We start from the raw sequence: 19277 nt of genomic DNA on the forward strand, positions 1-19277 counted from the left end.
TAAGGGCTAGGAATCCAATTCAATATACGGTCTGCTGACTCTCAGCTCTTCACGTGTGTGATCTGATTGAAGGCCAACTTTCCTAGTTACTGCACTGCACCCCCGCTTGGTCTTGGTCGATTTTACAAGCGGAGGTGCAGAAGCAGAACGGGAGATCTTTTTTGAGGGGCGGATTATCCCCTATCTGCGTAGCCTACTCATTTAGGTTGTCTGTTTCCCACCGACCCAAGAGTGCGCTCTCATGAATAAGAGGGTGTGAAAACGTCCCGTGCCACAAGACGCGGTCAGACTTTGCTCACGACACGAAATGCTAGAGATCGTGATTGACGGCTTCAACTTCGCCCGTTATTAAACGCTCGTTTTAAACAGTCGTTTAACTTCCAATGCCTAAGTCACGCCAGACTCCTCCCCCCTCTGCTGCTGCCCGCGAGCGTGATCCTGATGCGCGGAAAGAGCGGATCATGGCTGCGGCGGGCGAAGTCTTTGCCCGCACGGGTTTTGCCGATGGCAGCGTGCGTGAGATCAGCCAGATCGCTCAGGTGAATGTGGCCTCCATCAATTACTACTTTGGCAGCAAAGAAGGCCTGTATCGGGAAGTGTTGCTGGCGGCTCACGCCCACGCTTTGGAGCAGCAGGTGCTACCAGATCTTTCCAAAGATCCAGAAGTAGCCCTGCGCGAATGGATTCACTTTTGTCTGCGCTTTGTCCTGATGAAACGCAAGGCTCACCCCGTTCTGGGCCGCCTGATGGCCCATGAGATGCATCAACCCACAGCGGCGCTGGGCGAACTGGTGAGACTGGTCATCAAACCCCGATTCGCCGACCTTATCGGCCTCGTCACCGCCGTCGCCGATCCCACAAGAACTCAAGGCGAGTGCGAAATGGCGGCCCATCAGATCATCGCGATGTGCGTGCACTTTGACCACAGTCGTGAAGTGGTGGGTTTGCTGGGATTCCCTGCGCCCGAGACTGAGGCTGACTTCGCACGCCTGGCCGATAGCATCGCCGACATGGCCCTGTATGGCCTAACCGGAAACAAGTACAAAACGCTTGCCACAGCCAACCCAGCCTCCGGTAAATCTACCGCGCCGAAGGCACGCACCGCCCTTTCCAAAAAGACTCCCCCCATTGCATGAAAAGGACCTCCCTCATCCTCCTGATGGCCGCCGCATACTGCGTGGTAGCTTGCCAAAAGACCACCCCCGATCCCGCGGCGGCTCCTGCGCCCAAAGCCGCGCCTCCCCCGATCCAAGGCAGAACCGTCAAGGCCACCGAGCGCAGTTTCCCGCGCTTTTTGCGAGTCACGGGCCAGCTCACCGGGCAGCGTGATGCCGTGGTGGCGGCGGACTCCACCGGACGAGTGATGACAGCCCCGGTGGAGCGTGGATCCATCGTGAAAGCGGGCGATGTTTTGGCCACTCTGGATGACCGCCAGGCCAAGCTTTCCCTGGCAGAAGCCAACGCCTCCGCCGAGCTGGCCAAGTCCCGTTTAGCCCTGGCTAAAAACGAACAGGAGCGCAACAAACCTCTGGCGGAGAAAAAGGCCGTGGCCGATGCGGATTATCAAAAACTTTTGACCGAAGTCTCCGCCCGTGAGGCAGAGTTAGCGGGGGCTGTTTCCCGCCAGGAACAGGCGCAAAAGACCCTGGACGACTGCACCATCCGCGCGGTGGCTGGCGGCGTGGTGGCGGAGCGCATGGTGGACCCGGGCGAATACGTTCGCGTGGATTCCGCCGTGGCGCGTGTGGTGGATCAATCCACGATGCGCCTGGTGCTGAATGTGCCCGAGACGGAGGTGGGCGGGCTGGAGATCGGCCAGACGGTGGAGTTCACCACGGCTGCTTTTGCCGGTCAGACTTTTAAGGGCAAACTCAAGTTCCTCGGCGCGGCCATGCGCGAGGCCTCGCGTGACCTCGTCATCGAGGCCGCTGTGGACAATGCGGATGGCAAGCTGCGCGCGGGATTCTTTTGTGATGCGCGCATTCAGATGCGCGAGGAAAAGGCCGTGGCTGTGCCCGAAGATGCCCTGCGCATTGAAGGCTCACGCCGCAAGGTTTTTGTCGTGACGCCAGAATCCAATACGTTGTCCGAGCGGCTCGTGGAAGTGGGCGATACCCGCGAAGGTTTCACTGAGATCCGTAAGGGCGTGGTGAAGGACGAAGCCGTGCTGGTGAAACCGCCAGCCGAAGCCACCGATGGCCTGCCCTTCCAACCGAAGGCTTGAGATTGACTCTGAAACTTAGCGCCCCCTCCCCCCATGCAATGGCTCGCCGCAATCTCTGTTAAACGCCCGGTCTTCGCCAGCGTTCTCATCCTCGTCTTCGTGGTCGTGGGTGTGCTGGGTTACACGAAACTGCCGGTGGACCGATTCCCCAAAATTGACTTCCCCACGGTCAGCATCGTCACGCGCCAGGACGGCGCGACGCCGAAGGAAATTGAAACAGAAATCACCGACAAGATCGAAGAGGCCGTCAATACCGTAGCAGGCATTGACGAGCTGCGTTCCATCTCCAGTGAGGGCATCTCCCAGGTGCTCGTCACCTTCGTTCTGGAAAAGAACATCGATGTGGCCGCCCAGGAGGTGCGTGACCGCATCGCCCGTGTCATTCCGGAACTGCCGGAGGATGTGGATGCACCCATCATCGAGAAACTGGATCCCGATGCCGCGCCCATTTTGAACATCGCCCTGGTCGCCAACAAACCGGTGCGCGAGATCACCGAGTATTCCGATAAGATCCTGCGCCGCCAGCTTGAGAGCGTTCCCGGCGTGGGGCAGATCACCCTGTTAGGGGGTCGCCTGAGGCAGATCAATGTTTGGTTAGACCCCATGCGGCTGCGGTCCTACAACCTGACCGCGACGGATGTGCAGCGGGCCCTGCGCGCACAGAACGTGCAGATCCCTGCTGGTACCGTGAAAAACGCCGCGAGTGAGGCTGGCTTCCGCGTGCTGGGAAAGGCGCGCAGCATGGATGAAATCAACATGCTGGTGGTCACCGAAAACAGTGGCGGCCTGGTGCGCATGCGCGATGTCGCCCGCGTGGAAGACGGGGCGGAAGAACAGCTCACCGTCGCCCGCAACAATGGCGTTCCCTCCGTGGTCCTGTCCATCCGTAAGCAGAGCGGTACCAATACCGTGGCGGTGGTGGATGCGGTGAATGAAAAACTGGCCGATGTCAAAAAACTGCTGCCGGAGGGCTACAATGTCGAGGTCGTGCGAGATACCTCCACCGTCATCCGCACCAGCGTCCATGCGGTGAAAGAGCATTTGGTTCTCGGGGCCCTTTTTGCTGCCATCGTGGTGCTTGTCTTCTTGGGCAACTCCCGCGCCACCCTCATCTCTGCGCTCGCCATTCCCACGTCCATCATTGCCGCCTTCGGCATCATGTGGGCGCAAGGCGTAACCTTGAACGTCATCAGCCTCGTCGCCCTCGCTCTAGCGGTAGGCATCGTGATTGATGACGCCATCATCGTGGTGGAAAACATCTTCCGTCACATGGAGGACAAAGGGGAAGACTCGTACACGGCCTCCATTGAAGGGCCGAAGGAGATCGGCCTCGCCGTCATGGCCACCACCTTATCTCTGCTCGCCGTGTTTGTCCCTGTGGCCTTCCTCAGCGGCATCGTCGGCATGTTCTTAAAGAGCTTCGGCCTGACCATGGCCTTTGCCATCGCGGTCTCACTTTTGGTTAGCTTCACCCTCACGCCTTCGCTTTCCGCCCGCATGTTCAAGAACGGTCACGGCACCCGTTTTGACCGCTGGCTGGAGCATCTGGTGAATATCTTCTACAAGCCCGTGGAAAAGGTGTACATGGTGCTGCTGCGTTTTTCCATGCGCCACCGCTGGGTCATCGTGCTGGCCTGCATCGGTATCCTGGCCTGCATGCCCATCCTGATGAAGACCGTGCAGAAGAGCTTCCTGCCGCCGGTGGAAGAGGCCGAGTTCGTGGTGAACATCCGCACGCCCGAAGGCACCAGCCTCGCCGCGACGGACCTCATGGTGGAGCGCTTTGCCCGTGAGGTGCGCAAGCTGCCCGGTGTGGATGGCACCCTCCTCACCATCGGTGACAATGACCAGCGCACGCCCAACCTAGCAGGCATCTTTGTCCGCCTCAATGACCCCGCTTTGCGCCAAGACCAGCAGACGCTCATGGATCGTGTGCGTCAGGAGATCGTGCCGAACTTCCCCAAAGAATGGCGCATCAGCGTGCTGGCCGTGCCGCCTTTCAACACAGGGGCCTCCAGCGCTAACGTACAGTATTTCATTGCGGGTCCAGATCTGGACGTGCTCACCCGCGCCACTCAGCAGGTGATGGAAGAAGTGAAGGACCTGCCCGGTCTGCGAGATCTGGACAGCTCCCTCATCGCGGGCAAACCCGAAATCTCCGGCACGGTGAACCGCAACAAGGCTGGGGAAATGGGGGCCAGTATCGCCGACATTTCCAACACCCTGCGCCTGCTTGTCGGAGGTGTGGACGTGTCCACCTATGACGATGGTGGCGAGCAGTATGACATTCATCTTCAGGCCGAAGAAACTTACCGCAACACCAGTGAGATCCTGAACCTGCTCACCGTGCCTTCACTGAAAGCAGGCCCAGTGGCCATCTCTAACCTGCTCACCCTGGACGATACGGATAGCCCCTCACAGATCAATCGTCTCAACCGCCGCCGCCAGGTCACCATCACCGCGAACAACGCCCCTGGCGTGGGTGAAACCCAGATCATGGACGGCATCTCCGCCGCGGTGAATCGTCTGAATCTCCCAGCTGACTATGCCAGCGGCAGCACGGGCAGGTCCAAGGAAATTGCCAAAGCTAGCAAAGCCTTTGGCGTCGCGTTCCTGATGGCTTTTATCTTCATGTACCTCATTCTCGCTGCCCAATTTGAGAGCTGGATCCACCCCTTCACCATCCTGCTGGCGCTGCCGCTGACGCTGCCCTTCGCCATCTTGTCACTCATTTTGTTCAGCCAGTCCGTGAATATATTTTCCATGCTCGGCATTCTCGTGCTCTTCGGCATGGTGAAGAAAAATGGCATCCTACAGATTGATCACACGAATCAATTGCGTGAAAAAGGCATGGATCGCCTGGAAGCCATTCTTTTGGCCAACAAGGAACGTCTCCGCCCTATCTTGATGACCACCCTCGCCTTCGTCGCTGGCATGGTGCCGATGATGACTGCCACAGGCGTGGGCGCTGCGTATAACAACGCCACCGCTGGCGTCATCCTCGGCGGACAGAGCCTTTCCCTGCTGCTCACCCTGCTGGCCACGCCTGTCATCTATTCGCTCTTTGATGACATGATCCACTTCCGCGAAAATCGCCGGAATAAACGCGCGGCCAAAGCGGCAGCGAAGTCCGCCGCGCCTGTCTCAGGCACCGCCTCCGTCTAATTTTCACCCCCAGCGCCATGCTCAAACGCTCTTCGCTTTTCATTGCCGCCCTAACCCTTAGCGCCTGCACCGTCGGGCCCGACCACACTCCGCCGGACCTCACGGACATCACCCCCGCCAAGTGGCGCTGGCAGACCGCCGTGCCGCGTGACGACGCCCCACGTGGCGAGTGGTGGAAGATTTTCCGCGAGCCTGAGCTGGACCGCCTAGAGGCCCTCGCCCTGCAAAGCAGCCCCTCCCTGCAGGCCGCCGCCGCCCGGGTGGACCAGGCCCGCGCCGCCGCCCGCATCAGCACCTCCTCCTGGCTACCGGATGTGCGCCTCAATGGTGACGGCAAGCGCGAGCAGACCTCCGGCAACCTACCCACCCCTATCCCGGTGGACATCCCACGCGGGCGGGTGAATAGCTTCAGCACAATTCTGGACCTGAGTTATGAAATCGACTTTTGGGGCAAGATCCGCCGCGAAGTGGAAAGCGCACGCGCCACGGCCGATTCCACCTCCGCCAGCTATCATAATGCCATCCTGACTCTGACTGGCGATGTTGCTGCGCAATACTTTTTGTTACGCGCTGCTGATGCCGAACTGAGCGCCCTGCGCCGCACCATCGCCCTGCGGGACAAGTTTAAAAATCTCCTGAATGACAAGTTCAAGGCCGGAGCCATCCCAGAAACCGACTACGCCCGCGCCGTCACCGAGGTGGCCACCGCCAAGGCCGAATTGGCCGATGTGAAACGCCAGCGCCAGGAGGCCAGCGACACCCTGGCCCTCCTCTGCGGCCAACCCGCCAGCAGCTTCACCGTGCGGGAAAACCCCATCGGTGCCAAGGCCCCTCCTGTGGTCCCCGCAGGCCTGCCCGCCTCTGTGCTGGAGCGCCGTCCTGACATCGCCGCCGCAGAGCGCATAGTCGCCGCTCGCAATGCCGATGTCGGCGTGGCCATCTCCGCCTACTTCCCCGCCGTGAAGCTCACCGGCACGGCTGGATACCTCAGCAATGAAGTGGATACCCTGCTAGGAGCCGACAGCCGCGTCTGGAGCCTCGGCCCGAGCGTCAGCCTGCCCATCAGCGGCCTCACCGTCATCAAGTTCAACGTCCGCCGCCAGAAGGCCGCGCGTGAGGAAGCCATCGCCAACTACCGCCAGGCCGTGCTCAGCGCCATCCGCGACGTGGAAACCAGCCTTGCCCAAACCCGCTACCTGCGCGAGCAAGCCGGTGCCATCAGCGAAGCCCTCGCCGCCTCCACCAAGGCCACCGGCCTCGTCCAGGAATCCTACGAGCGCGGCACCCTCAGTTACTTCGAGTACCTCGACGCCGAACGCACCCGCCTCCAGACGGAACGCCAGACCGCCCAAATCTCCGCCCAACGCCACATCTCCACCGTCCGCCTTATCAAGGCACTGGGGGGTGGGTGGTGAGGGGGTAAATCAGAAGGGTGACATTCTTGGGAAATTTTGCTTTAAAGCAAGGACGGCCATGTAAGTCATCCAAGCAAAGCCTGCCCAACCTAGCAAACGTTCCAGGGGCTTGGTGCACAGCACCCCCAGGAGCAATCCCGGCAAAGCTAGCCAAAAAACGGTGATTAAGTTCAATATCGAATCGGCTTCTAGGCCGCGTCCACAAACGATCATGGGATTCATCGACACAGCCAGGATCAGGCATGACAGCCAAGGTCCGGCGATTGCAAAAAAATCAATCCACCCCTGCGCGGTTTCTGAGATGCGGAGGATTTTCATAGCACGATTCGATCTCCATTTTACCTAAAAAGCCCCGCAAGCGGTAGCGGCGAATTTGTTTGCAGATTACCTCACAGCTTTCTTCCCCATGAGTCTCCTCACCAATCACAGGGAGATGGACCTCTTTTCCCCCACCCCGCCATTTGCCAGAGAGGCCTTTCGCCTCTAATCTCGGGGACAAGACATGGATTGCCGACAGGAAGAGATCGTTCAGAGCCTCATGACCTCATACAAGGAGGTCGGCGGGATCAACCACGTGGATTGCGGGGCTTTGCCGTCCAAACAGGCGATCGCCACGCTCTGTGAAGACCTGCTGCAGGTGCTTTTCCCGGGGTTTTACTCTCAAGATGCGGTCTCCTCCCATGACCTGGAGCTGATGACGCATGAGCTGGTGGCCAGCACGCGGGAGCGGCTGCGCACGGAGATCCGCCGAAGTCTGCGCCTGCGTGACCAGACGGGCAATCACCACGAGGAGGCGATGAAGCTGGTCTGTGATTTCATGGTGAAGCTGCCCGAGGTGCGGCGGCTATTGCAAACGGACGTGCAGGCTGCCTATGAAGGCGACCCTGCGGCGCGGAGCTATGAGGAGATCATCCTGGCCTACCCAGGCCTGGAGGCCATCGCCATCCAGCGCACAGCGCACCAGCTTTACAGCATGGGCGTGCCGCTGATCCCCCGCATGATGACGGAATGGGCCCATGGCCGCACAGGCATCGACATCCACCCCGGGGCCCAGATCGGCAGCCACTTTTTCATCGATCACGGCACGGGTGTGGTGATCGGCGAGACGTGCAGCATCGGCACCCGGGTGAAGCTTTACCAAGGCGTGGGTCTCGTGGCGCGCTCCCTGGCCCAAGGGCAAGCGCTGGCTGGGAAGAAACGCCACCCCACCATCGGAGATAACGTCACCATTTACGCTGGGGCCACGATTGTCGGTGGAGATACGGTGGTGGGTGCCCGCAGCACCATCGGCGCGAACGTTTTCCTGATGGAAAGCGTGGCCGAAGATATGATCTACGCCCTGGGTGACCAGGAGCACCGCATCCGCGACCGCAAGAACACACCATTGACCAAAGTGCCTAAAACGGCCGATTCTGATAAGGCCTGATGCCCCCGTCCATGCTGAACCTTTCCCAGCTCGTTCTCGACTTTCAAGCCGGCATCCGCGGCAGCCTAGCCGAGCGTGCCCTGGCCCGCCCGCTGTATGCAGAGCCTGCACCCGAGGCCCCGGCTGCCCCAGTGAAGGAAGAAAATGGCAATCTGCGGGACGTTGAGCTGACGGAACTGTGCCAGCAGTTGCTGCACAGCATTGATCTCGCGGGCGCGGCCAAGCTGGTCTCCGTACAATGGAACAGCCGGCTGCGCAGCACCGCCGGTTACGCCAGCTTTCCCTCTTGGAAGATTGAGCTGAATCCGAAGTTGCAGGAATTCGAGGGCCAGGTAGACCGCACGATGCGGCATGAATTGGCCCATCTGGTGGCCTATCACCGGGCAGGACGCCGACGCATCGAACCTCACGGTCCAGAGTGGCAGCAGGCCTGTGCTGACCTGGGCATCCCCGGTGAAAGTGCGCGCCATCGCCTGCCCCTACCCCGCCGAGAGGTGAAAAGGAACTACGCCTATGCCTGCGCCCACTGTGGCCTCACCGTCCAGCGGGTGCGTAAATTCAGCCGTTACACGGCCTGTCGCGAGTGCTGCGGCAAGTACAATGGCGGCCAGTATGATGCGAAGTTCCGCTTTGTGCTGATCCAGGATCTGCGCAGCAAGGAGTGAGAGCCTACTCGCGCCACAGCCGTCCCTGGCCAGTGCGGAAGGAACGCTCCAGACTGGCGTGCAGAGAGTTCAGTCGTTCCTCGCTGGACAAGACGAACTCCACGGTGTGCGCATGGGTGGAGATGGGGTAACTTTTCACCACCTTGGGCGTGGTCAAAGTGGGGGAGACGCGAGAGGCGGCGTCCTTCATCATCTCACGCGCCTTATCAATGGCCTGCTGCCCAGCCCCGATGACACCGCCGCCCTCCAGGCGCACGGGCTCGAGGTAATAAAAGCGCACGGTCATGTTGGAGTTCATGGTGAGATTCACCTCCACCACACGGGCGGTGCCATCGGCCACGTACTCGTGTTTGGACAGTGCCAAAATCTGCGTGCAGCGAACGAGGTAACTGCCACCCGACAGTTTGCCATCCCACAGCCCGTCTCGGGTGACCTCCTCTTGGTTAGGGCTGGCGGGGGTGGCCGGGGCGCTGTTTTGAGCGATGGCGGAGGCGCTGCCTAACAAGGACAAGAGGGCGAAAAAGAGGAATTTCATGGGCATGGAAAGTGTGAAGGCAATCCGCCCGATTGTAAACCGGCCTGTGAGAGATCGTTCCGAAGCCTTTATATCCATGGTTCATTAGTCCATCTCGATTCCTGAAACCCAGTGATCCAGGGAATCAGAACATCCCAAACCCATAGCAGGATTGTCCATTTAGATTTTTCAATGGGCAGCGTATAACTCTGGAACGCACGATCTAACCTTATGTTTAAATTTTCCGGCGATGGCTCCATCACCACCTGCGATGGTGTGACAAGGCGCGACTTTTTACAAGTCGGCATGCTCGGTGCCCTGGGGCTGACGTTGCCCAGGTTCCAGGCCCTGAAGGCCGCAGGCAAGGTGGACTCAAAAAAGAGCCAACGCGCCTGCATCATGATCTTTAACCTGGGGGCTCCCAGCCAACTGGATCTCTGGGACATGAAACCGGATGCGCCCAGTGAAATTCGCGGCCCCTTCAAGCCCATCCGCACGAACAACGATGCCTTCCAGGTCTCGGAGATCTTGCCCATGCATGCGAAGATCGCGGATAAATTCAGCCTCGTGCGTTCCTGTTATCACAATGCGGCGGCGGTACATGACACGGGCCATCAGATGATGCAGACCGGCCGCCTTTTTACCGGTGGGGTGAATACACCGCACGTTGGCTGCGCAGCGGAGTTTTTGTTAGGCCGCCGTTCCGACCTGCCCGCACACGTCATTCTGCCAGAAACCATGGGCCCCACGGGAGGCAACATGCCGCATGGCCAGGACGCCGGCTTTTTGGGCAAGGCCTACGATCCCTTTGTCCTGAACTCCGATCCCTCCACCGCCGACTTTAAAGTGCCTGACTTGCTGCCGCCGAAGGAGATCGGCGAGGTGCGCCTGGAACGCCGACGCCAGATGCGGGAACTGGTGGACAGTTCCGTGAAAAACTTCGAATCCAGCGAACAGGCCAAGCTGATGGATTCAAACTTTGCTTCGGCCTACCGCATCATGACCAGTTCACAGGCACGTGAGGCCTTTGACCTGACCAAAGAGCCGATGAAGGTGCGCGAACGCTACGGCCTGAATCGTTTTGGCCAGAGCTGCCTTCTCGCCCGTCGCCTCGTCGAACGTGGCGTGCGCATGGTGACGGTGAACACCTTCATCACGGTCTTTGGCGAGATCACCTGGGACATCCACGGCAGCAAGCCCTTCACCAGCATCGAAGGCATGCGCGACATCGTGGCACCCATGTATGACCAGGGCTACACAGCGCTGATTGAGGACCTTTTTCAACGCGGCATGCTGGATGATACGATGGTGACCTGCTTGGCTGAATTTGGCCGCACACCGAAAGTGAATCCTGCGGGTGGCCGCGACCACTGGCCAAACTGCTGGACCGTCAACTTCGCCGGCGGCGGTGTCAAAGGCGGTCAGGTCATCGGCAAAAGCGACGAGATCGGCGCTTATCCTGCGGAGCGTCCGGTGGACCCAGGTGAGATCGTCGCGACGATCTACGAGAGCCTCGGCATTGACCTCCACACGGAACTCCCTGGCCCGCAAGGCAGGCCGTATCCCGTCGTGGACTTTGGCAAGCAGAGCATCAAGGAGCTGTTCGCCTAACCCAAGGAACGCCCTCATTCATTCCCGTCTCCGACTGTTCCGTTATGCTTTTGAAGCGTCTATTATTCTTGTCACTGATCGCCCCCGCCGGGCAGATGATCTGCCATGCCGAAGCGCCCAGCTTTCGCAATGAGGTGCAGCCCATTTTGACCCGTTTTGGCTGCAACATGGGGGCTTGTCACGGTGCAGCAGCAGGCCAGGGCGGCTTCCGGCTTTCCCTACGCGGCTTTGATGATGAAGGCGATTACCTGTCCGTCACTCGTTCAGCCATGGGCCGACGCATCAATGGCGATGATCCAGCGCGCAGCCTGCTGCTTTTGAAGGCGATCAAAACCGTGCCGCACAAGGGTGACAAACGCTTTGATATGGACTCCGAGGCCTACCAAACTTTGGTAAATTGGATTGCCCATGGGGCACCCGGTCCGAAGAAAGAAGATGCGCGTTTGGTCTCTCTTGAAGTTTCGCCCAAACAAGTTCTTAGCAAACCGGGCAGCCAACAGCAGCTCAAGGTGCTGGCCAAATTCAGCGATGGTCGCAGCGAAGACGTGACCCGCTGGGCCAAATTCAATGCGGTGAACGCCAGCGTGGCCACCGTGGATGATCAGGGGCTGGTGAAAGTCACGGGCTCCGGTGAAGGCACCGTCAGCGCGTGGTACCTCAGCCGGCTGGACATCGCCATCGTTAGCGTGCCGCAGGAAGGTGCAGCGGATGAGACGCTCTTCGCCCAGCTCAAGCCGCGGAATTTTGTGGATGAGTTGGTGTTGGAAAAACTACGCGCTCTAAACATCCCCCCGTCTCAGCGCTGCACGGATGGCGAATTCATCCGTCGCGCGCATCTTGACACCATTGGTGTGCTGCCCACCGCCGAAGAAACTCGCACTTTCTTGGCGGATACCCAGCCTAACAAAAGAGATCGCCTGATCGAATCCTTGCTCAAACGCCCAGAGTTCGTGGATTACTGGTCGCACCGCTGGAGTGATCTGCTGCTGGTGAACAGTGACAAACTCACTCCAGAAGGCATGTGGGCCTACTACCACTGGATTCGCAGCCGTGTGGCCGCGAATACCCCTTGGGATGTCATGGTCAAAAGCCTGCTCACCGCCACGGGCAGCACGCTGGAAAATGGCGCGGGCAATTTCTTCCTGCTGCATGACGAGCCGACGCGCCTTTCTGAAACCGTTTCCGTCGCCTTCCTCGGCACGGCCATGAACTGCGCCAAATGCCACAATCACCCATTGGAAAAATGGACCAATGATGAGTACTTCGCCTTTGCCAATCTCTTCTCACGGGTCCGCACCAAGAATGGGGCCACCGCCGATGAACGAGTCGTTTTCAGTGCCACAGAGGGCGATCTGGTACAGCCTCTCACAGGCAAACCTCAGCCGCCGCGAGCCCTTGAAGTCACGCAAGCAGTCTCCATGACCGCGCCTGAAGATCGCCGTGTGCCCATGGCGGCCTGGCTGACATCTCCCGACAACCGGCTCTTCAAGCGGACGATCACCAATCGCGTGTGGGCGAATTTCTTCGGCGTCGGCTTGGTCGAATCTGTGGACGACATCCGCATCACCAATCCTGCCAGCAATGAAAAGCTTCTCGATGCCGCATGTGATCACCTGGTTAACCACAAGTTTGATCTCAAGTCACTGATGCGTGTCATCCTGCAAAGCGAGACCTATCAGCGCAGCAGCGAGACGATTTATCAAAACGAGAAGGACACCCGCTATTACAGCCACTTCTACCCACGTCGTTTGAAAGCTGAAATCCTGTTGGATTCGGTGGCCCAGGTGACCGCTGTGCCCACAACCTTCAACATTGACCGTCGCAATGCCAACAAAGGCACCAAGGACACCTATCCCATGGGTTTCCGTGCCTTGCAGCTTCCCGATTCCAACATCGCCAGCTACTTCCTGAAAAGCTTTGGCCGCGCCGACCGCATCGCCACCTGCGAATGCGAACGCACCAATGAACCCAGCATGGCCCAGGCCTTGCACATCGCCAATGGCGACACCTTGAATGACAAACTTGCCGCTAAGGACAACCGTGTGGACCAACTGCTAAACTCCCAGCAGCCTAACGAGAAGCTGGTTCAAGACGCTTACCTCATTGCCCTGGCACGACAGCCGACCGACACCGAGAAAAACAAAGCCACTGAGCTCCTCGCTAGCGCGCCCCCCACCGACCGTCGCGCCACTCTCGAAGATCTCTTCTGGAGCCTCATGAGCTCGAAGGAGTTTTTGTTCAATCACTGAATCATGCCCCCTCGTCTGGAGTTCGCTCATCCAGTCGCTCTTTCAAATCCATTGGATTTCTCGCCGTATGCCAGACCAAAACCACGACCACCCATCCCTCATGAATGCGGAAGTAAACCGCATAAGGGAATGGCTTGATCAGGATACGTCTGAACTGACGATAGACGGGTCTGTGAATAGGAGCATCCCGCAAAATCTCGGGAAGATAACTGTAAAACGAGGCGAGGAAACGATCTCCAAGGGTTTTGCCCCCACAGTGATCATACCACTCGACCCCTTGTTCGATGTCCTCCAAGACCTCAGGAAGAATGCGCAAGTTCATCAGATGCGCTTCGCATTTATCCGAGCCTGGAATTCTTCCAATGTGAGCGCACGCAAAGGATCTTTTTCAAAACGTTCCCAGCGTGCATTCAGCTCTCGCTTCTCGGCATCCAAAACTTCCAGTTCTGATTCAACATCCATCATGGATTCCCAAATTTCATCCACGAGCAAAAGCTTTTCGCGCACTGGAAGTGCACGCACTTGTGAGAAGTCAGCCAGAGTCATGACTCAATATCTCCCTTTTCTCTTCCACTTTCAACTGCTGCTTTCAGGGCTGGTTTTGACCTTTTCCAGCACAGTTTTCGCCCAGGAACCCATCTCCTATGAAAAGCAAATCCTGCCGATCTGGGATGCTTACTGCATGGACTGCCATGGCGCGGATGATCCAGATGGAGGCTTTGCCTTGGACACCTTTGCGGCCCTGATGAAGGGCGGCGAGGAAGGAGTCTCCGTGGTGGCAGGCAAGGCGGATGAGAGCCTGCTGGTGAAGTTTCTGGAAGGTCGTTCGGGACGTGGTGGCAAGAATGAATTCATGCCTCCAGGCAAGCGCGACAAGCTGAAGGCAGAAGAAATCGCCCTCATCAAAGCTTGGATCAATGGAGGGGCCAAAGGACCGATCTTAGCGGATAAACCAGCAGCACCCCGTGAAGTCATCACGCCCAAAATTGCTCCTCAGGTGGCTCCGAAGCGATCCATCCAAGCGGTGGCCTTTTCGGATGCGGTAAAGCTCATCGCCGTTGGCCGATATGGCGAGGTGGAACTGGTGAATCCAGTCACGAGGGCAGTGATTCGGAAATTGGCAGGCTTCAAAGGTCGAGTTAATGCCCTCACCTTTTCAGCCGATGGGGCGACCCTTTATGCCGCCGGTGGTGAGGCAGGGATTGCAGGCGATGTGCGTGCGTGGAAAACAGTGGACGGCGCTGAATTAAAAACTTTTGTCGGCCACACAGATGCCTGCTATTCGCTCGCTTTATCTCCCGATGGCAAAGTCTTGGTGACAGGGGGCTATGATCAAAAGATCCGCCTTTGGGATGTTGCCAACGGATCTGAAATCAAGCTGCTGAAGGGTCACAATGGCAGTGTCAATGGCCTGGCTTTTCGGCCGGACGGGAAGGTTCTGGCGAGCGCCAGTGCGGACCGCACAGTAAAGCTTTGGAGCATGCCCGATGGCGCTCGATTGGATACCCTTTCTCAGCCCTTGAAGGAACAGACCGCCGTACTTTTCAGTGCGGATGGCAAAGAGATTTTTGGAGTCGGCATGGACAGCCGCATTCGCGTGTGGCAGATCAGCACCAAGGCGAAGGAAGGCAGCAACAGCATCACCACCTCTCGCTTTGCTCATGAGGGTGGCATTCTTGGGCTGACGTTATCTCGCGATGGCAAGACCCTGGCCACTAGTGCCACGGACCGCTCCATGAAAGTCTGGGATGCTGCCAGCCTAACCGAAAAGAAGGTGCTGGAAAAACAGCCTGACTGGACACCCGCACTGGCCTTTGCAGAAAACGGGCAACTCTTCAGCGGTCGCGCCGATGGCAGCCTTGGGGTGTATGACACCGCCACAGGTCAACCCATCGTGATGGCAAAGCCTGCCGCCAAACCCAAGATGGCCGTCAAGTCTGAGCTGACCCGTATCCTGATGCCCGCGCTGCAAAGCGGCGGCACAGTGACCTTGAATGTGCAGGGCAAGAACCTCGAAGCCAACCCGCAGGTACTGTTTAATCACCCTGAGATCAAGGGTGTCATCGTGGCTGATTCCATCAAGCCCACTCAATTGCGAATCCGCGCCACAGCGCCTGCCACGCTTCCACGCGGAGTTTATGAAATGTGGCTGAAAACGACGCATGGTGAGACCGCCCGGATGAAGGTTTATGCGGATGATCTTTCCCCTGTCGCCACCAACGCCACGACCTTTGAAAAGGGACCGCTGACCGTGAGCCAACTGCCCGCCAGCTTGTGGGGAACGCTTGCGGAAACGGGCCAACAGGATGTTTATCAGATCAGCGTCAAGGCAGAGGAAGAACTCGTCTTTGACCTCGCCGTTCAGCAGATCGGCAGCACGGCCAAATCTCCGCGCTTGGAGATTCTGGATCCTGACCTCAACGTGCTGCTGCTCAATCGCGGTTTGGATCCCGGCAGCGATCCATTCATCGCCTGGAAAGCGCCGAAGGATGGTACTTATCTGGTCCGTGTCAGCAACACCACCCTAGATGGCAGTGCGGGGCATCTCTATCGCCTCACCGTGGGTACCCTACCCTATGTCACAGGCTGGCAGCCGCTCTCAGTGGCACTCTATCAAGAGACATCCGTGCGACTGACAGGACACCATCTGGACCAAGTGCCCGAGATCAAGGTGAAAGGCGAAGCCGTAGGATCACTCAGCGTGCCCATGCCTTCACAGGGCGTGCGTTTGCGAGTCTCGCCGAGCGTGCAGGTCAAGGCGCTGCCGCAGGCTGAAGAGACAGAACCGAATGACGAATTTGCCAAGGCTCAAACTTTAACTGCCCCTGGTATAATGAACGGTCGGCTGCTTTCCAAGAACCCTCTTGGGGACACGGATCACTTTGTCTTCGAGGCAAAGAAAGGGGAGTCCTGGATCATTGAAACCCTCGCTGCCATGGCAGGCTCACCCGCTGACACGAAAATCGAAGTGCTGGACGCCCAAGGACAGCCCGTGCCACGCATGCTAATGCAGGCGGTGCGCGACAGCTACAACAACTTCCGCAGCGTGGATGCAAATAACCCAGACATCCGCCTGCAAAACTGGGAGGAGATGGAGCTCAACGAGTACGTTTATTTCAATGGCGACATCATGAAGACCTTCCGCATGCCGCGCGGACCAGACAGCGGCTTTTTGTTCTACTCGACCGACGGCAAGCGCCGCTCCTACTTTGACACCAGCACCACCAGTCATGCGCTGGATGAGGCTTGTTATACCGTCCTCCCACACCCTCTTGGCACCGCCTTGGTCCCAAATGGCCTGCCTGTCTTCACCCTGAACTACAGCAATGACGATGAAGGCACCCGCAAGCTGGGTCGCGATTCACGACTCACCTTCACAGCCCCAGCGGATGGCCGTTACATCGTCCGCGTCACGGATACACGCAGTTTGTTAGGCGAACGCTTTGTGTATTCACTGATCATCCGCCAACCCGCACCTGATTTCACCCTTACCGTAGATACAAACAAGGTCATTGCCATCCCTGCCCGCTCCTCCATCGGTTTTGCCGTCAAGGCAGACCGCCAAGATGGCTTCGAAGGCCCCATCCGTGTGGACATCGCTAATGTGCCTGAGGGTTACTACGCCTCGTCACCGGTTTTCATTGAAGAAGGCCACACCCTCGCCACGGGCAGTCTGCATGCTCTACCCACGGCGAAGGCCGATGCGGATTGGAGCAAGGTCACGGTGACCGCCACGGCAGACATCGGAGGCAAAGCTGTCTCTCACAACATCCCCAACTTTGGCAAACTCACTTTGGGTCCTGCGCCAAAGTTCATCGTATACCTGGAGCCTGAAGTGGATGGCAAGCCCGTGAAGCGGGAAGACACGCAGGAGGCCAAGCCTTTGGAGATTACCCTTGTTCCGGGCCAGACGGTAAAGGCGTGGATTCGCGTGGAGAGAAACAGCTTTGACGACCTCATCAACTTCGATGTCCACAACCTCCCGCATGGCGTCATCATTGACGATATCGGTCTCAATGGGGTGCAGGTGCGGGCGAAGGAAAACGAGCGGCCGATTTACTTCCGCTGTTCCAACTGGGTGGCGGATCAGGATCGTCTCTGTCACGTGGCCATGGCCTCTGCCCGAGCGGAACAAGACAGTGCAGGGGTGGTCACCAGCTTTCCCGTCCTGCTAAAAATCCGCAAAGAGGCGGGCGTGGCCGCGCGCTAAAGGTTTTCCTCGCAATGAAGGCTCAGGTGATCACGTTCATGCTCTGCCATGAAGTTTGCCCCGAGTCTTTCTCTCTTCTTATCCACGCTGTCGCTACACGCTGAGCTGCGCCTTCCCGCCGTCATTGGCGACAATATGGTGATACAGCAAAAGCAAGCCAACCCCATCTGGGGCTGGGACACACCAGGAACCGAGGTCACCGTCAAATTCGCGGGCCAAACCAAGACCGCAAAGGCAGATGACAAGGGCAAGTGGACTGTGAAGCTGGATAGCGTGCCTGCGAATGCCAAACCTGCGACCCTTTCCATCCAAGGCACGACGGCCAAAGATCTGAAAAACGTGCTGGTGGGAGAAGTATGGATCTGCTCCGGCCAGTCCAACATGGGTTTTACAGTGGACCGCACCTGGACGGCGGATTTGGACATGGCCCAGGCCAAATATCCACTCATTCGCCTCATCTCCGTGCCACAGGTAGGCACGCAAGATATTCAAGATAACTTCCAAGGTCAGTGGGAGGAGTGCTCCCCTGCCACGGTCGGCAGCTTCAGCGCGGTGGGTTATCACTATGGCCGCGTGCTGCATGAGATGTTAGGCGTGCCAGTGGGCCTGATTGACAACGCCTGGGGTGGCAGCGCCGCCGAGGCCTGGGTGAAACGTGATCTGCTGGAAAAAGATGCGCGTTTCAAAGACATCATTGAGCGCTGGCAAAAGACTGAGTCCACCTTCACTCAGGAAGACTTCGACAAACAAGTGGCTGCTCATCAGGCCAAAGCTGAGGCCTGGGCCGTTGCGCGCAAAGAAGCTATCAAAGCAGGCAAGCCGCTGCCACCCCCGCTTTCCCGTGCCCCACAAAATCCGATGAAGGGCCAACACCGCCCCGGCAATTTGTACGCAGGCGTCCTCCACCCGACCATCGGCTACGGCATCAAGGGCGTGATTTGGTACCAGGGCGAAAGCAATGCGAGCCGCGCCAAGGAATACCGCGATCTTTTCCCCTTCATGATTCAGCATTGGCGCAATGAGTGGAAGCAGGGCGACTTCCCTTTCTACTGGGTGCAGTTGGCCGATTTCAAAGACTATGTGACCGCCCCTGGCGACAGTGAGTGGGCCGAGCTGCGTGAAGCGCAGACGCTGACGATGAGCAAGCTGCCTAACACCGGTGAGTGCGTGATCACCGATTTAGGTGAAGCCAATGACATCCACCCCAAAAATAAACGCGACGTGGCCGAGCGCCTCGCCCGCTGGGCGCTGGTGAAGGACTATGGATTCAAGCTCCCCTACCGCAGCCCGACCTACAAGAGCGTGAAGTTTGAAGACGGACAAGCCATCCTCACCTTTGACCATGCCGAGTCTGGCCTGCGTGTGGTGGATGTGGATGAAGTGCGCGGTTTTGCCATCTGCGGTGAAGACCGCCAGTGGGTGGCGGCGGATGCGGTGATCCTGCCAGACAACAAGCAAAGTCCTCGCACCCCACGGGGCAACCAGATTGCCGTGAGCAGCAAACAAGTGGCCAAGCCTGTGGCCGTGCGCTTTGCCTGGGCGGACAATCCGGTGGCCAATGTCTATTCCGCCGAGGGCCTACCCGTGAACCCCTTCCGCACCGATGACTTCCCCATGATCACCGATCCGGCGAACCCCAACAGTACCGCCGCCCAGGCCGCAAAACGTCTGGAAGAAGTACGTCTCCGTTCGGAAGCCACTAAAAAGAAGCTAGAGGCGACGAAAAAACAGGTCGAGGCCCTCAAGAAGAAGGCTCTCTGATAGGTTTCGTTTGCGTGCAGGCATTCGTGTTTCACTC

The 19277-nt window shown here is 58.4% G+C and carries 14 protein-coding genes; 10 read left to right on the forward strand and 4 right to left on the reverse strand.

What is annotated here, in order from left to right; all coding sequences use genetic code 11:
• Positions 1–383 precede the first annotated feature (383 nt).
• From ABEB25_RS05720 to ABEB25_RS05735, 4 genes are read left to right on the forward strand one after another with little or no spacing between them, the layout of a single operon-like run.
• Positions 384–1136, forward strand: coding sequence for a TetR/AcrR family transcriptional regulator (locus ABEB25_RS05720; protein ID WP_345735422.1), 753 nt, complete (start codon positions 384–386; stop codon positions 1134–1136).
• On the forward strand, positions 1133–2224 hold the full coding sequence (locus ABEB25_RS05725; protein ID WP_345735423.1) for an efflux RND transporter periplasmic adaptor subunit: 1092 nt from the start codon (positions 1133–1135) through the stop codon (positions 2222–2224). Before ABEB25_RS05720 ends, ABEB25_RS05725 begins: the two co-directional genes overlap by 4 nt.
• A gap of 33 nt (positions 2225–2257) precedes the next feature.
• The gene (locus ABEB25_RS05730; RefSeq protein WP_345735424.1) at positions 2258–5389 is read left to right on the forward strand and encodes an efflux RND transporter permease subunit; all 3132 of its coding nucleotides are present in this window, start codon (positions 2258–2260) and stop codon (positions 5387–5389) included.
• Between the two features lie 17 nt (positions 5390–5406).
• A complete protein-coding gene (locus ABEB25_RS05735) occupies positions 5407–6804 on the forward strand; it encodes an efflux transporter outer membrane subunit (RefSeq protein ID WP_345735425.1) in 1398 nt (465 codons plus the stop codon).
• Positions 6805–6813: 9 nt separating this feature from the next.
• Here ABEB25_RS05735 and ABEB25_RS05740 read toward each other — a convergent pair whose 3' ends face one another.
• A complete protein-coding gene (locus ABEB25_RS05740; RefSeq protein ID WP_345735426.1) occupies positions 6814–7122 on the reverse strand; it encodes a hypothetical protein in 309 nt (102 codons plus the stop codon).
• A 220-nt stretch (positions 7123–7342) separates the two neighbouring features.
• Between ABEB25_RS05740 and epsC the strand changes: the two genes are divergently transcribed.
• Together epsC and ABEB25_RS05750 are read left to right on the forward strand one after the other, a co-directional pair.
• Positions 7343–8230: a serine O-acetyltransferase EpsC gene (gene epsC / locus ABEB25_RS05745; protein ID WP_345735427.1), complete on the forward strand. Its 888-nt coding sequence runs from the start codon at positions 7343–7345 to the stop codon at positions 8228–8230.
• 11 nt (positions 8231–8241) lie between these two features.
• Entirely contained in the window at positions 8242–8895 is a 654-nt protein-coding gene (locus ABEB25_RS05750; RefSeq protein WP_345735428.1) for a SprT family zinc-dependent metalloprotease, read from the forward strand.
• A 4-nt stretch (positions 8896–8899) separates the two neighbouring features.
• Here ABEB25_RS05750 and ABEB25_RS05755 read toward each other — a convergent pair whose 3' ends face one another.
• Positions 8900–9430: a hypothetical protein gene (locus ABEB25_RS05755; RefSeq protein WP_345735429.1), complete on the reverse strand. Its 531-nt coding sequence runs from the start codon at positions 9428–9430 to the stop codon at positions 8900–8902.
• Positions 9431–9640: 210 nt separating this feature from the next.
• Between ABEB25_RS05755 and ABEB25_RS05760 the strand changes: the two genes are divergently transcribed.
• Together ABEB25_RS05760 and ABEB25_RS05765 are read left to right on the forward strand one after the other, a co-directional pair.
• A complete protein-coding gene (locus tag ABEB25_RS05760) occupies positions 9641–11020 on the forward strand; it encodes a DUF1501 domain-containing protein (RefSeq protein WP_345735430.1) in 1380 nt (459 codons plus the stop codon).
• A gap of 68 nt (positions 11021–11088) precedes the next feature.
• The gene (locus ABEB25_RS05765; RefSeq protein WP_345735431.1) at positions 11089–13269 is read left to right on the forward strand and encodes a DUF1553 domain-containing protein; all 2181 of its coding nucleotides are present in this window, start codon (positions 11089–11091) and stop codon (positions 13267–13269) included.
• 1 nt (position 13270) lies between these two features.
• Here ABEB25_RS05765 and ABEB25_RS05770 read toward each other — a convergent pair whose 3' ends face one another.
• Together ABEB25_RS05770 and ABEB25_RS05775 are read right to left on the reverse strand one after the other, a co-directional pair.
• Positions 13271–13591 carry a type II toxin-antitoxin system RelE/ParE family toxin gene (locus ABEB25_RS05770; protein WP_345735432.1) on the reverse strand — a complete coding sequence of 107 codons (321 nt, stop codon included), beginning with the start codon at positions 13589–13591 and terminating at the stop codon, positions 13271–13273.
• Positions 13591–13815 (reverse strand): addiction module protein, encoded by a 225-nt coding sequence (locus tag ABEB25_RS05775; protein WP_345735433.1) that lies wholly within the window; start codon positions 13813–13815, stop codon positions 13591–13593. Before ABEB25_RS05775 ends, ABEB25_RS05770 begins: the two co-directional genes overlap by 1 nt.
• Between ABEB25_RS05775 and ABEB25_RS05780 the strand changes: the two genes are divergently transcribed.
• Positions 13814–17479 carry a c-type cytochrome domain-containing protein gene (locus ABEB25_RS05780; RefSeq protein ID WP_345735434.1) on the forward strand — a complete coding sequence of 1222 codons (3666 nt, stop codon included), beginning with the start codon at positions 13814–13816 and terminating at the stop codon, positions 17477–17479. The genes ABEB25_RS05775 and ABEB25_RS05780 overlap by 2 nt on opposite strands.
• Before the next feature lie 48 nt (positions 17480–17527).
• The gene (locus ABEB25_RS05785) at positions 17528–19240 is read left to right on the forward strand and encodes a sialate O-acetylesterase (protein WP_345735435.1); all 1713 of its coding nucleotides are present in this window, start codon (positions 17528–17530) and stop codon (positions 19238–19240) included.
• The last annotated feature ends 37 nt before the right edge of the window (positions 19241–19277 follow it).

The sequence above is a fragment of the Prosthecobacter algae genome (genome assembly GCF_039542385.1).
Lineage (GTDB): Bacteria > Verrucomicrobiota > Verrucomicrobiia > Verrucomicrobiales > Verrucomicrobiaceae > Prosthecobacter > Prosthecobacter algae.